Raw genomic sequence first — 12846 nt, forward strand, 5'->3', positions numbered from 1 at the left:
CGTGGAAGCTGAGCGCGCACTGCCCCGCCAAGACATGGCCGCGGCCCGCTGGGCCTTGTTGTTGGGCAACTTTGTCATCGGCTGCGGCGTGATGGTGGTGGGCGGCACGCTCAACGACATCACGCATGCGCTGGACATCAGCGTGCAGCAGGGCGGGCACATGATTGCCATTGCCGCCTTGATGATGGGGCTGGGCGCGCCCATTCTGGCGGGCGTGGTGGGCAGTTGGGATCGGCGCCGCCTGCTCACGGCGGCCATGCTTTGGTATGGCCTGGGGCATGCGCTGTGTGCGCTGGCGCCCAACTATGCGTGGCTGTGGCCCCTGCGCGCCCTCACCGTCTTGTCGGCGGCGGTTTTCACGCCGCAGGCGGCCGCCGTGGTGGGCTACATGAGCACGCCCGCCCATCGTGGGCGCGCCATCACTTTCGTGTTCATGGGTTGGTCCATCGCCTCGGTGGCTGGCCTGCCGCTGGCCGCGTGGGTGGGAGACAGGATGGGCTGGCGGGTGGCCATGGGGGCGATCGCTGTGGGCTCGCTCATCTCGGCCTGGGCCGTGCATCGCGCCGTGCCTGCGGGCATTCGCCCACCCGCTTTGTCGATGCGGTCCTGGCGCAAGGTGTTCTCATCCCCGTTGATGATGGGGCTGGTGGCCGTCACGGCATTGCAGAGCACGGGCCAGTTCACGGTGCTGGCCTATGCCGCGCCCTATTACAAAATCGGTTTTGGCGCCAGCCCGGAGCAGATCAGTTTTTTGTTCGCCTGGTTCGGTGCCTTGGCTTTGGCAGGCAACCTGCTGCTGAACCGGTATGTGGATCGGGTGGGTGCTGCAAGGGCGGTCACATCCACCCTGGGCCTGATGGCCCTGAGCTTGGCGATCTGGCCGCTGGCGCACGACGTGGTCACGCTGGCGCTGGTCTTGCTGCCCTGGGCCTTGAGTGGGTTTGCCGCCAACTCCGGGCAGCAGGCGCGGCTGGGTGGTTTGTCCCCTCGCCTCACACCTGCTTTGATGTCGCTCAACACTTCGGCCATCTACCTGGGGCATGCGCTGGGCGCTTCAGGTGGGGGCTTGGTCCTGTCACATTCCGGCTATGGCCAGCTGCACTGGCTGGGCTTGTTCTGGATGCTGCTGGCGTGGGCGGTGAGCTGGTGGGCTTGGCGCGCCCAGCAGGCTCAAGCGCGGCGGCGGGATGAGCTGCTGTCCATCAGCCCACCCGCCAGTGCGGGTTGAGCTGGCGGTCGGCTTTCAGCTGGTGAAGCCGCGCTGGCGACGTGCTTCGTAGAGGCACACACCGCTGGCGACGGAGACGTTGAGGCTTTCAACCCCCCCGAGCATCGGGATGCTGACCAATTCATCGCAGTTCTTGCGGGTGAGCTGGCGCATGCCGCTGCCTTCCGCACCCAGCACCAAAGCGGTGGCCTGGGCCATGTTGGCGGCATACAGGTCGCGCGGGGCATCGTCAGACGTGCCTACCACCCAGATGTCACGCTCTTTCAACTCACCCAGGGTGCGCGACAGGTTGGTCACCATGAAGTAAGGCACCGTCTCGGCCGCGCCGCTGGCCACCTTGGCCACGGTGGCATTGACGCCCACGGCGTGGTCCTTGGGGGCAATGACGGCATGGGCACCGGCACCATCGGCCACGCGCAGGCAGGCACCCAGGTTGTGAGGATCGGTGATGCCGTCGAGCACCAGCAACAGGGGCGGCTCGGACAAGGCATCCAGCAGGTCATCCAGCGAGTTGGCTTGGGGAATGTGTTCCACCTTGGCGACCACACCTTGATGGCGGTGGGTGCCCGACATCTTTTGCAGGCGATCATCGTCGCTTTCAACCAGGTTCAGCCCGGCTTCTTCGGCCTTGGCAAGGAACTGTCGCATGCGCTGGTCGCGCCGGGTGGCGTCAACGTGCAGCTCGCGGATGGTTTTGGGCGCGACCTTCAGGCGCACGGACACGGCATGGAAGCCAAATAGCAGTTTCAGACTCATGGGCGGCATCCTACCCTGTGCGCCTGGCGGGGTCAGGCCTCGGGCACCAGGCGGCCCGCATCAATGCGCAAAATACGGGCACAACGGCTGGCGATCTGCGGATCGTGGGTGACCAGGATCAACGTGGTGCCAGCCTCGCGGTTCAGCTCGAACATCAGGTCCATCACCGACTGGCCGGTGGCATGGTCCAGGCTACCGGTGGGCTCGTCGGCCATCAGCACCTTGGGTTGCACCACGAAGGCGCGCGCCAGGGCCACACGTTGTTGCTCACCGCCGGACAAGGTCACGGGCTTGTGAGACAAACGTTTGCCCAGGCCCACACGCTCCAGCATGGCGGCCGCCTGGCTGCGCGCATCGCGCACGCCTCGCAGTTCCAGCGGCAGCATGACGTTCTCGATGGCACTGAGGTGCGACAACAGCTGAAAACTCTGGAAGACAAAGCCCAGGTTGGCCGCGCGGTGGGCCGCCCGGTCGTCCTCGCTCAGCGCGAACAGATCACGCCCACACAACTGCACGCTGCCATGGGTGGGCACGTCCAGCCCGGCCAGCAAGGACAGCAAGGTGCTTTTGCCCGAACCTGATGCCCCCACGATGGCCACGGTCTCCCCCGCCTGCAGGGTGAAGTCGATCTTGTGCAGAATGTCCAGGGTGCCCGATGAGTCTTCCACCGATTTGCCCAGGCCTTGCACCTGCACGACCACGGACGACGGGGGTGATACAACGGGGTTTTGGCTCATGTTGATGACGAACAGGAAATGTTGATGCCCATTGACTTTACGCGAGGTGTGCGACTGGCCTTGGCCAGCCTGGTTTTCAGCCTGTTGGCTTCAGTGGGTAATGCAGCCAGCACGTCGACCATCCTGGTGATGGGCGACAGCCTGTCGGCGGAGTATGGCTTGGCGCGCAGCACCGGCTGGGTGGCCTTGCTTGAAAAACGCCTGCAGGCCGAAAAAATCAGCGCGCAGGTGGTCAATGCCAGTATCAGTGGAGAAACCACAGCCGGCGGTGTCTCGCGCTTGCCGACATTGCTGGCCCTGCATCAGCCCAGCCTGGTGGTCATTGAGCTGGGCTCCAACGACGCCTTGCGGGGCTTTGCGCTGTCAGCGACCCACAGCAATTTGACGACCATGGTGAAGGCCAGCAAAACCGCCGGAGCCAAGGTGGTGCTGGTGGGCATGCAGGTGCCGCCCAATTTTGGAAAGCGCTACACCGATGACTTCGCCAGCTTGTTTCCAAAACTGGCCAAGTCCGAATCCATCGCTCTGGTGCCCTTCTTTCTGAAAGGCGTGGCAGACCGGCCGGATGCCCGGGATTGGTTCCAGGCCGACGGCATGCACCCGAAGGCCCAGGCGCACCCCATCATCCTGGACAACATGTGGTCGGTTTTGAAGCCCTTACTTCTTGGGCGTCAGCGTTGAGGCCAGGCCCGTGCCAAAGTTGCCCAACAGGGTTTCGGCCTGCTTGCTCATCTGCTCCTGCATCTGAGTGAACATCTGGCGCGACTGCTCCATGTAGCCGCCCATGAAGGTCTGCATCAGGGGCGCCTGCATCAAGGGGGCTTGCAGGTTCACCACCGAGCTGTCGGTCAGGCGGGCTTGCAGGTCGATGAAGGACTGGATGTTTTTTTCCAGGTAGTTGCCCATCAAACCCTGCATGGTGTTGCCATAAAAGCGAATGATCTGGGCCAGAGCCTGGCTGGAGAACATGGGCACGCCACCGGTCTCTTCTTCCAGAATGATTTGCAAGAGGATGCTGCGGGTCAGGTCTTCGCCAGATTTGGCGTCCAGGACCACGAAGTTCTCGCAGGCCAGGACCATGTCCTTGACATCGACCAAGGTGATGTAGCTGCTGGTCTGGGTGTCGTACAGGCGCCGATTGGGGTATTTCTTGATCGCCCGAACGCCTGCCGGGGCCGCAGCGGGTGTGTCGGCATCAGCGTCCACCGTTTCATCGATGGTTTTGCTTTTGGTGCCTGAGGCAGCTGACTGACGACGTGAGGTACTCATGCTGGTCTTGGTTCTCCAAAGCGGTGGATCATTTTAGGCACACTAATACGTGAATGGCAAAGACTTGTGCCCATGGCACACGAAACGACTTCTAGAATGATCAAGGCCTTTGTTGGCGGGGTCTGAGTTGTTGCGGGAGTCGTCGTTGTGTTGGAAAGCAAATCGAGTGCTGGCGAGCACTATGTCACGCCCGGCCAGTTGTGCGTGGGCTTGTATGTCCACCTTGATTTAACCTGGGTCAATCACCCCTTCACATTTTCAAGCTTCAAGATCAAAAGTCACGAGCAAATAGCCACGATTCAGACTTTGGGGCTGACGCGGATTCGTTACTCGCCGGCCAAAAGCGACGAAAAACCAGGCCCCGAGTCGGCAATCCCCATGGCTGCGGTGGCCACTCATTCGCCTGAAAGCGATCTGGCTTACCAGGCCAAACGTGAACGCCTTGAGAAACTCACTTTGCAGCGGACCAAGGTGGCCTCGTGCGAGCGTGAGTTTCTCTCGACGACGCGCATCATCAAGTCAATCAACCAGAATTTATTCTCCCGGCCTGACGAGGTTCGCGCGCAAGCCAATACCTTGGTATCGGGCATGGCTGATTCCATGATGGTGGACGCCGACATCGCCATTCAATTGATGGCCGACAAAGTGGGCGGCGAGGACGTGTATTTGCATTCCCTGAATGTGACGCTGCTGTCGATGATGCTGGCCAAGGAAATGAAAGCCCCGATCGAGGCCATCAAGCTATTGGGCATGGGCGCGCTTTTCCATGACGCGGGCGATGCCGAGATCCCCGAGCGGATTACGCGAAAAATGGAGGCACTGACCAGGAATGAGCTGGCGCTGCTGCAACAGCATTGCGGACATGGGGTCGACATCGGCAAGAAACTGGGGCTGCCCCCCGAAGCCCTTTTGGTGATTGCCCAACACCACGAACGCGTTGATGGCTCCGGCTATCCGCTCAAGATGCAGGCCGCACAGTTGTCTTTGCTCTCCCGGATTGTGGCGGTGGTGAATGCCTACGATGAGCTTTGCAACCCGGTGAATCCAGCCAAGGCGATGACGCCCCACGAGGCGCTGTCCACCATGTATGCGCAGCAGCGGTCCCAGTTCGACCCGCTGGCCATGACCACCTTTGTGCGCTGCATGGGGGTGTACCCGCCGGGGACGATCGTGGTGCTCTCCAACGGCGCACTGGGCTTGGTGGCCTCGGTGAACAGCACTCGGCCGCTCAAACCGACCATCCTGGTCTATGACCCGGCCGTGCCCAAGGAAGAGGCCATCCTGGTGGATCTGGAACAAGAACCGGACGTGGTTGTCAGCCGGGCCATCAAGCCCCAGCAACTGCCCCAGGCCGCCCACGACTACCTGTCGCCACGCAAACGGATGTCGTATCACTTTCATGCCGAACCCGGCAAAGCGCACGCTTGAGAATTGGTGGGCGCGAGTGGACCCGAATCTGTCCGGATAAGGATGGATCCTCATGGGTCCGTCACGCCTTGCCGCGCAGTGTACCCGCACCCATCGAGCTGCATGGTCAAGCGGCGACCGCATGCATTTGGCGCACAAGCTTAGGTAGATTCGTCGCTTCTCTGAAGAAGGCGCCCTGCCTACCATGCGACCAACTCAACCGGAGGTACCCATGCCCGACAACACGCCCCTCAGCAAGGCCGGTGATTTCGCCCCCGAAGTGCTCAAGCTGTTCGACCAATACGTGCACGGCATCATCGACCGCCGCGGTTTCCTGGATGGCGCGGCGCGCCATGCCAAGGCAGGCGTGACCGCAGTCGGCTTGCTGGCCGCCCTCAGCCCACGCTTTGCACAGGCGCAGAAAGTGGCGCCCACCGATCCTCGCATCAAGGCAGAGTGGGTCGAGTTGCCATCGCCCCAGGGCAATGGCAAGCTGCGAGGCTACCTGGTGCGCCCGGCCAATGCACCGCAAGGCAAGCTGCCCACGGTGTTGGTGGTGCATGAAAACCGGGGTTTGAATCCGCACATTGAAGACATCGCCCGGCGCGTGGCGCTTGAGAACTTCATTGCCTTTGCGCCGGATGCCCTGTTCACGCTGGGCGGCTATCCCGGCGATGAGGACAAGGCACGCGAGCTGTTCACCAAGCTGGACCAGACCAAGACCCGTGAAGACTTCGTGGTGGCCGCTAACTACTTGAAGGCCCTGCCCGCCGGTAATGGCAAGTTGGGCGTGGTGGGCTTTTGCTATGGCGGCGGCATCTCTAACTTCCTGGCCACGCGCCTGCCCACGCTGGACGCGGCCGTGCCTTTCTATGGGGGTGCACCAACGCTGGACAAGGTGCCAGACATCAAGGCGGCGTTGCTGCTGCACTACGCGGGCGACGATGAGCGGATCAACGCTGGTTGGCCCGCGTACGAAGCGGCCCTGCAGGCCGCCAAGGTGAAATATGAAGCCCATGTGTACAAAGGGACACAGCATGGCTTCAACAACGACACCACGCCACGCTACGACGAGGCGTCTGCCGAGCTGGCCTGGCAGCGCACCATCGATTTCTTCAAACGGACCTTGAAGGCCTGAGCCTGACAAAACCCCCGCGAATCCGTGTGGGCACAGCCTGCCACCGACAGCTGGCTGCATGTGGTTACAAGGGCATCTCGCATGTCCTTAAGATCGCCGCTCACTTCAACAGGAGAACGCATGAGAATCAACGGAGTTTTGAACAAAGCGGCCATGGCCTTGGTGTTGACCGCCGGTGCTGCGAGCACCCAGGCCGCACAAAAGGTTTGCGTGTTTGACATCCTGGGCGCCAGTGGTGACGCCTTCAACATGGCCAAGGACCATGCCCTGGCCATGCAAAAGCAAGGCGTGACGCTGGAGCTCAAGGCCTACACGAATGAAGGCGTGGCCACGGAGGACTTCCGGGCCGGCCAATGCGATGCCTTGCTGGCCAGTGCCTTCCGAACCCGCCAGTTCAACACCGTCTCCGGCGCCATCGACACGCTGGGATCAACCACCATGATCAAGGACGGCAAGATCGACATGGCGTCGAGCTATGACGTCGTCCGCAAGGTCATCCAAACCTACGCATCGCCTCAAGCAGCCAAGCTCATGGTTCAGGGCAACTACGAAATTGGTGGCATCTTCCCGTTCGGCGCGGCCTACCCTGTCCTCAATGACCGCAGCATCACCACCGTTGAAGCTCTGGCCGGCAAGAAGATCGCCGCGTTTGACTACGACAAGGCCCAGGCCTTGATGATTCAGCGAGTTGGGGGTCAACCCGTCTCTGCCGACATCAGCAACTTCGCCACCAAATTCAACAACGGCAGCGTTGACATGATTGCGGCACCAAGCCTGGCTTACAAGCCGCTGGAGTTGCAAAAGGGCATTGGCGCCAAGGGCGGCATTGCCCGCTTCCCCCTCATGATCCTGACCTACCAGATGGTCCTCAACCAAAGCAAGTTCCCGGCAGGCTTTGGCGAAAAGTCACGCAACCACTGGTTGGGCGAGTTCGACCGTGCCATGAGCATGATCAAGAACGCTGACTCTGGCATCCCTGCAGCAGCCTGGATCGATCTGCCACCCGAGAATGCCCAGAAGTACAACCTGATGCTGCGCGAATCACGTCTGGACATCGCATCCAAAGGCATCTATGACGCGCAAGGCTTGAAGGTCATCAAGAAGGTGCGTTGCTCCGTGAACCCCGCTGACGCGGAGTGCACCACCAAGTCGGAAGAAGGCTGATTGCTGGGTTGATCGCCTGACAGACCGCCGGTTTGCGACGGTCGTCGGGCGTCAGCTTCAGCACGTGCTGGCAGTCACTCGATCAAACCTGATCGTCGATGAGCTCTTCGCCATTGGTGTTGCGCATGGCCTGCTCGACCACCGCACGCGTCAGCGTGGGCGCAAAGGTCTCGATCAACGCGAAGATGTAGGCGCGCAAGAAGGCGCCACGGCGGAACGCAATGCGCGTCATGTTGACAGCGAACAAGTGCCCTGCGTCAATGGCGCGCAGGGTGCGATCGCGCTCTTCGTCGTAAGCGATCGAGGCCACCACGCCCACACCCATGCCCAACTCGACGTAAGTCTTGATCACGTCGGCGTCCATCGCGCTCAATACGATGCGGGGCTGGATGCCTTCCTTGGCAAACGCTTCGTCAATGTGCGAACGGCCGGTGTAGCCCGAGTCGTAGGTCACCATCGGGAAGCGCGCCAGGCGCTGCAGGGTCAAGGGCTGGCCATCCAGCAAGGGGTGATCGTGCGGCACCACCACGCTGTGCGTCCAGCGGTAGCAGGGCAAGGTCACCAACTGATCGTACTGGTCCAAGGCCTCGGTGGCCACGCCGATGTCGGCCTCGCCGCTCAGCAGCATCTCGGCCACTTGCCGGGGTGAGCCCTGGTGCAGGCTCAAGGTCACTTGCGGGTACAGCTCGCGGAAGTCACGCACCACCGACGGCAAGGCATAGCGCGCCTGCGAGTGGGTGGCTGCGATCGAGAGCGGGCCGGCATCATGCTGAGAAAAATCGCGCGAAGCATTGCGCAGGTTCTCGGAGTCGGCCAGCAGGCGCTCAATGATGGGCAAGACTTCAGCGCCCGGCACCGTCAGGCCTGTCAATCGTTTGCCCGCGCGCACGAACAACTCGATGCCCAACTCGTCTTCCAGCTCGCGGATCTGGCGGCTGACGCCCGGTTGTGATGTGTGCAGTGCGTTGGCGACCTCGGTCAGGTTGAAGCCACGGCGCACCGCCTCTCTCACTGATCTCAATTGTTGGAAATTCATAAGCCCTCGGGCATCAATCAGGAAATGGTGTCGGCAAAGCGGCGCACGCGACGCGGCTTCAGGTGGACGGTGGCGCCCGTCACCAGGATCCCGCTGTCGCGCAGGGCCGCGAACTCGCCACGGGGCAGTTCCACATCGACCTCGCCCTGGCCATCGGCCCGGCGGAACTCCAGGCGGGTGTTCGGGCCCACGGTGAGGACATGCGCCAAGGTGACGGCCAGGCTGCCCTCTTCAGGATGGGCCAACACCTGGATCTCGTGCGGACGCACATAACTCACGTCGTCAGCGCCACCGGTGCCAGCAGATTCCGCCACGGCCCCCGGTGCATGGTCACGGCCATGGAACAGGTTCACGTCACCCAGGAACTTCAGCACGAACGGCGTGGCCGGATGATCATAGACCTCGTCAGGCGGACCATCCTGCTCGATGCGGCCCTGGTTCATGACCACGATGCGGTCGGCCACTTCCATGGCTTCTTCCTGGTCGTGGGTCACGAACACGCTGGTGATGTGCACTTCGTCGTGCAGGCGGCGCAGCCAGCGGCGCAGTTCCTTGCGAACCTTGGCATCCAACGCGCCAAAGGGTTCGTCCAGCAACAGCACCTTGGGCTCCACCGCCAGCGCACGCGCCAGGGCAATCCGTTGACGCTGGCCGCCCGACAACTGGTGCGGGTAGCGGTCGGCAATCCAGTCGAGTTGAACCAGCTTGAGCAGCTCGGTCACCTTCTTGCGGATCGTGCCCTCATCAGGGCGTGTTTCCTTGGGCCGCACGCGCAGACCGAAGGCCACGTTCTCAAAGATGCTCATGTGGCCGAACAGCGCATAGTGCTGGAACACGAAGCCGACCTGGCGATCGCGCACCGACACATTGGTGGCATCGGCGCCATGGAAGAGCACCGAGCCGCTGTCAGGCTGCTCCAGGCCCGCAATGATGCGCAGCAGCGAGGTCTTGCCCGAGCCCGAGGGGCCCAGCAGCGCGACGAGTTCGCCCGAGGGGATTTCGATGTTCAGGTTGTCACAGACCGTGACCGACCCGAATCGTTTGACGAGGTTCTTGACTTCAATGCTCATGCGGGAACTCCAACATCCTTGACTTGGGCCAGCTCTTGCTTGACCTGACGCTCAACGATGAATTTCAAAACCAGGGTCACCAGGGCCAGACTGGCCAGGATCGAGGCCACTGCGAACGAGGCGGCGAACTGGTACTCGTTGTACAAAATCTCAATGTGCAGGGGCAAGGTGTTGGTCTGTCCACGGATGTGGCCGGACACCACCGACACCGCCCCGAACTCGCCCATGGCCCGAGCGTTGCACAAGATCACGCCATAGAGCAAGGCCCACTTCACATTGGGCAGCGTGACCTTGAAGAAGGTCTGCCAGCCCGAGGCGCCCAGCACCCGCGCGGCTTCTTCCTGCTCCTGCCCTTGCGCCTGCATCAGCGGGATCAACTCACGCGCGATGAAGGGAAAAGTCACGAAGATGGTGGCCAGCACGATGCCAGGCACCGCGAAGATCACCTTCAGGTCATGGTCGCGCAGCCACTCGCCCCACCAGCCTTGCAGGCCGAACACCAGCACGTAGACCAGACCGGCGATCACCGGCGATACCGAGAACGGCAAATCAATCAGGGTGAGCAGCACGCTCTTGCCACGGAAATCGAACTTGGCGATCGCCCAGGCGGCCGACACGCCAAACACCAGGTTCAAAGGCACCGCGATGACAGCGGCAGTGAGAGTCAAGACGATGGCCGACAAGGCGTCTGGCTCGTTGATCGATGCCACGTAGACTTCCCAGCCCTTCTTGAAGGCCTCGAAGAACACCGACACCAGGGGCAGGAACAGGAACAAGGCCAGGAAGACCAGCGCCAGGCCGATCAGCAAGCGGCGCACCCAGGCGGGCTCGGTGCGGCTGGCGGAAACATTGGGAGGAGACTCAGACATGTCACTTGCCTTGACGTTTGCGGGTCCACGCTTGCAGGGCATTGATCGCCAGCAGCATGACAAAAGACATCATCAACATGACCACGGCGATCGCGGTGGCCCCCTGGTAGTCGTATTGCTCCAGCTTGGTGATGATGAGCAGGGGCGTGATCTCGGACACCATGGGCATGTTGCCCGCGATGAAGATGATGGAGCCGTACTCGCCCAGGGCGCGGGCAAAAGCCAGTGCGAAGCCCGTCAGCAAGGCGGGCGTCAGGATGGGCAGGATCACCTTGGTGAAGGTCTGCAAACGCGAGGCACCCAAGGTGGCGGAAGCTTCTTCCAACTCGGCGGCCAGATCCTCCAACACGGGCTGCACCGTGCGCACCACGAAGGGCAAGCCGATGAAGGTCATTGCCACGAAGACACCGATGGGCGTGAAGGCCACCTTCAAACCCAAGGGCTCCAGGTATTGGCCAATCCAGCCGTTGCCAGCGTACAAGCCCGTCAAGGTGATGCCCGCCACCGCGGTGGGCAAGGCAAAGGGCAAGTCCACCAAGGCATCAATGATTCGCTTGCCGAAGAATTCGTAGCGCACCAGCACCCAGGCCACCAGCAAGCCAAACACGGCGTTGACCACCGCTGCGGCCAAGGATGAGCCAAAGGTCAGCTTGTAGGAGGCGACCACACGGGGCGAAGCCACGGCCTCCCAGAAGGCCGGCCACGTCATCGTGAACGTCTTCAGGAAGATGGCCGACAAAGGCACCAACACGATCAGTGTCAGGTACATCAGCGTCAGGCCCAGCGCCAGGTCGAAACCGGGTAGCACGCTGGGCTTGCGCAATAGAGTTTTGGAGAAAATCATGAGTCAGCCGTTTGATACTGCCACGGTCACTTCTTGCCCAAGCGCAGGATGACCGTCACCGAGGCGGTGGGCGAACCGTTTGAAAAACGCATGACAAGACACTTTTTGATGCGGAAATCGAATATTAAAGATCCCCCTTCTTCAGAAGAAGTGATCATTTGTCAGCTGCTTATGCAGTAAATGACTATGGAGGGGGGGAATAGCCAGCAACTGGTCTGGATTCACTTCTTGGTGTAAATCTGGTCGAACACACCGCCATCGGTGAAGTGCGTTTTCTGTGCCTTGGCCCAGCCACCGAACACGTCGTCGATCTTGATCAACTCGATCTTGGGGAACTGCTTGGCGTACTTGGCGAATGCCTTGGCATCGGTGGGGCGGTAGAAGTTCTTGCCCGCGATGTCCTGGCCTTCGGCAGAGTACAGGTACTCGAGGTAGGCGGTGGCCACTTCACGGGTGCCCTTCTTGTCAACCACCTTGTCGACCACGGCCACCGGAGGTTCAGCGTAGATGCTGAAAGGCGGGTAGACGATGTCGAACTTATCGGTGCCAAACTCCTGCAGTGCCAGGTGGGCTTCGTTTTCCCAGGTCAGCAGCACGTCACCTTGGCCGCGCTCTGCGAAGGTCACGGTCGATCCACGGGCGCCCGAGTCCAGCACCGGCACGTTTTCAAGCAACTTGCCCACGAAGGCCTTGGCCTTGTCTTCAGAGCCGTTGCTGCGCTTGAGCTCGTAACCGTAGGCAGCCAAGTAGTTCCAGCGAGCGCCCCCCGAGGTCTTGGGGTTGGGCGTGATCACCGACGTGCCGGGCTTGACCAGGTCATCCCAGTTCTTGATCTTCTTGGGGTTGCCTTTGCGAACCAGGAACACGATGGTGGAGGTGTAAGGCGAGCTGTTGCCCTTGAGCTTCTTTTGCCAGGCCTTGTCCAGCAGACCGACGTTGGCGATGGCGTCGATGTCGTAGGCCAGGGCCAGGGTCACGACGTCGGCTTCCAGGCCATCGATCACGCTGCGACCTTGCTTGCCCGAACCGCCGTGCGAAGCTTTGACCGACACGGTGTCACCGGTCTTGGCTTTCCAGTGCTTGGCGAAGGCCTCGTTGTACGCCTTGTAGAGCTCACGGGTGGGGTCGTAGGACACGTTCAACAGGGTGATGTCTTTGGCTTGGGCGACCGCAGGAGCCAGAGAAGCCACCCCGACCACGGCCGTCAAGGCCGCGAGCGCGAGAACGTTGAAGGTGCGACGAGTGCGGCTGGAGACTGCTTGCATGTTGGTTCGAGTCGTGTGTTGTGGTGAATCAATGGATGAATCCTAGAAGACACCCCATCAAAG

Annotated in this window: 14 protein-coding genes; 5 read left to right on the forward strand and 9 right to left on the reverse strand. The window is 61.5% G+C overall.

The genetic code is table 11. The features are described 5' to 3' along the window. Position 1: 1 nt before the first annotated feature. A complete protein-coding gene (locus Q7V20_RS08470) occupies positions 2 to 1228 on the forward strand; it encodes an MFS transporter (protein WP_304789138.1) in 1227 nt (408 codons plus the stop codon). A gap of 15 nt (positions 1229 to 1243) precedes the next feature. Here Q7V20_RS08470 and rlmB read toward each other — a convergent pair whose 3' ends face one another. Both rlmB and Q7V20_RS08480 read right to left on the reverse strand, forming a co-directional pair. After that, positions 1244 to 1993, reverse strand: coding sequence for a 23S rRNA (guanosine(2251)-2'-O)-methyltransferase RlmB (gene rlmB / locus Q7V20_RS08475; RefSeq protein ID WP_370652427.1), 750 nt, complete (start codon positions 1991 to 1993; stop codon positions 1244 to 1246). A 23-nt stretch (positions 1994 to 2016) separates the two neighbouring features. Continuing rightward, positions 2017 to 2721 carry an ABC transporter ATP-binding protein gene (locus Q7V20_RS08480; protein WP_304789144.1) on the reverse strand — a complete coding sequence of 235 codons (705 nt, stop codon included), beginning with the start codon at positions 2719 to 2721 and terminating at the stop codon, positions 2017 to 2019. A 24-nt stretch (positions 2722 to 2745) separates the two neighbouring features. Between Q7V20_RS08480 and Q7V20_RS08485 the strand changes: the two genes are divergently transcribed. Next, entirely contained in the window at positions 2746 to 3402 is a 657-nt protein-coding gene (locus Q7V20_RS08485; protein WP_370652428.1) for an arylesterase, read from the forward strand. Here the strand turns inward: Q7V20_RS08485 and phaR are convergent. Beyond that, positions 3379 to 3990 (reverse strand): polyhydroxyalkanoate synthesis repressor PhaR, encoded by a 612-nt coding sequence (gene phaR, locus Q7V20_RS08490; RefSeq protein WP_304789146.1) that lies wholly within the window; start codon positions 3988 to 3990, stop codon positions 3379 to 3381. The genes Q7V20_RS08485 and phaR overlap by 24 nt on opposite strands. A gap of 150 nt (positions 3991 to 4140) precedes the next feature. On the opposite strand from phaR, the gene Q7V20_RS08495 reads away from it, so the two are divergent. The 3 genes from Q7V20_RS08495 (at position 4141) to Q7V20_RS08505 (ending at position 7699) form a co-directional block, all read left to right on the forward strand. Next, complete coding sequence (locus tag Q7V20_RS08495) at positions 4141 to 5418, forward strand: HD-GYP domain-containing protein (protein ID WP_304789148.1); 1278 nt, start codon at positions 4141 to 4143, stop codon at positions 5416 to 5418. Positions 5419 to 5629: 211 nt separating this feature from the next. Next, positions 5630 to 6535, forward strand: coding sequence for a dienelactone hydrolase family protein (locus Q7V20_RS08500; RefSeq protein ID WP_304789150.1), 906 nt, complete (start codon positions 5630 to 5632; stop codon positions 6533 to 6535). 120 nt (positions 6536 to 6655) lie between these two features. After that, a complete protein-coding gene (locus Q7V20_RS08505) occupies positions 6656 to 7699 on the forward strand; it encodes a putative solute-binding protein (protein ID WP_304789153.1) in 1044 nt (347 codons plus the stop codon). 82 nt (positions 7700 to 7781) lie between these two features. Here the strand turns inward: Q7V20_RS08505 and Q7V20_RS08510 are convergent, their stop codons facing one another. From Q7V20_RS08510 to Q7V20_RS08535, 6 genes are all read right to left on the reverse strand, one after another. After that, positions 7782 to 8735: a CysB family HTH-type transcriptional regulator gene (locus Q7V20_RS08510; protein WP_304789156.1), complete on the reverse strand. Its 954-nt coding sequence runs from the start codon at positions 8733 to 8735 to the stop codon at positions 7782 to 7784. Positions 8736 to 8752: 17 nt separating this feature from the next. Further along, the gene (locus tag Q7V20_RS08515) at positions 8753 to 9805 is read right to left on the reverse strand and encodes a sulfate/molybdate ABC transporter ATP-binding protein (RefSeq protein WP_304789159.1); all 1053 of its coding nucleotides are present in this window, start codon (positions 9803 to 9805) and stop codon (positions 8753 to 8755) included. Beyond that, the gene (gene cysW / locus Q7V20_RS08520; RefSeq protein WP_304789161.1) at positions 9802 to 10674 is read right to left on the reverse strand and encodes a sulfate ABC transporter permease subunit CysW; all 873 of its coding nucleotides are present in this window, start codon (positions 10672 to 10674) and stop codon (positions 9802 to 9804) included. The genes Q7V20_RS08515 and cysW overlap by 4 nt, the downstream gene beginning before the upstream one ends. Before the next feature lies 1 nt (position 10675). Further along, positions 10676 to 11518, reverse strand: coding sequence for a sulfate ABC transporter permease subunit CysT (gene cysT, locus Q7V20_RS08525; protein ID WP_304789164.1), 843 nt, complete (start codon positions 11516 to 11518; stop codon positions 10676 to 10678). Positions 11519 to 11544: 26 nt separating this feature from the next. Then, entirely contained in the window at positions 11545 to 11676 is a 132-nt protein-coding gene (locus Q7V20_RS08530; RefSeq protein WP_304789167.1) for a hypothetical protein, read from the reverse strand. Positions 11677 to 11739: 63 nt separating this feature from the next. Further along, a complete protein-coding gene (locus Q7V20_RS08535; protein WP_304789170.1) occupies positions 11740 to 12783 on the reverse strand; it encodes a sulfate ABC transporter substrate-binding protein in 1044 nt (347 codons plus the stop codon). Positions 12784 to 12846 lie beyond the last annotated feature (63 nt).

Source organism: Aquabacterium sp. (assembly GCF_030652515.1).
Lineage (GTDB): Bacteria > Pseudomonadota > Gammaproteobacteria > Burkholderiales > Burkholderiaceae_C > Aquabacterium.

Excerpts from the sequence above, each read along its gene's own strand:
- rlmB (WP_370652427.1), bottom strand. The coding sequence starts at position 1,993 with ATGCCGCCCATGAGTCTGAAACTGCTATTTGGCTTCCATGCCGTGTCC.
- Q7V20_RS08480 (WP_304789144.1), bottom strand. The coding sequence starts at position 2,721 with ATGAGCCAAAACCCCGTTGTATCACCCCCGTCGTCCGTGGTCGTGCAG.
- Q7V20_RS08485 (WP_370652428.1), top strand. The coding sequence starts at position 2,746 with ATGCCCATTGACTTTACGCGAGGTGTGCGACTGGCCTTGGCCAGCCTG.
- phaR (WP_304789146.1), bottom strand. The coding sequence starts at position 3,990 with ATGAGTACCTCACGTCGTCAGTCAGCTGCCTCAGGCACCAAAAGCAAA.
- Q7V20_RS08500 (WP_304789150.1), top strand. The coding sequence starts at position 5,630 with ATGCCCGACAACACGCCCCTCAGCAAGGCCGGTGATTTCGCCCCCGAA.
- Q7V20_RS08505 (WP_304789153.1), top strand. The coding sequence starts at position 6,656 with ATGAGAATCAACGGAGTTTTGAACAAAGCGGCCATGGCCTTGGTGTTG.
- Q7V20_RS08510 (WP_304789156.1), bottom strand. The coding sequence starts at position 8,735 with ATGAATTTCCAACAATTGAGATCAGTGAGAGAGGCGGTGCGCCGTGGC.
- Q7V20_RS08515 (WP_304789159.1), bottom strand. The coding sequence starts at position 9,805 with ATGAGCATTGAAGTCAAGAACCTCGTCAAACGATTCGGGTCGGTCACG.
- cysW (WP_304789161.1), bottom strand. The coding sequence starts at position 10,674 with ATGTCTGAGTCTCCTCCCAATGTTTCCGCCAGCCGCACCGAGCCCGCC.
- cysT (WP_304789164.1), bottom strand. The coding sequence starts at position 11,518 with ATGATTTTCTCCAAAACTCTATTGCGCAAGCCCAGCGTGCTACCCGGT.
- Q7V20_RS08530 (WP_304789167.1), bottom strand. The coding sequence starts at position 11,676 with ATGATCACTTCTTCTGAAGAAGGGGGATCTTTAATATTCGATTTCCGC.
- Q7V20_RS08535 (WP_304789170.1), bottom strand. The coding sequence starts at position 12,783 with ATGCAAGCAGTCTCCAGCCGCACTCGTCGCACCTTCAACGTTCTCGCG.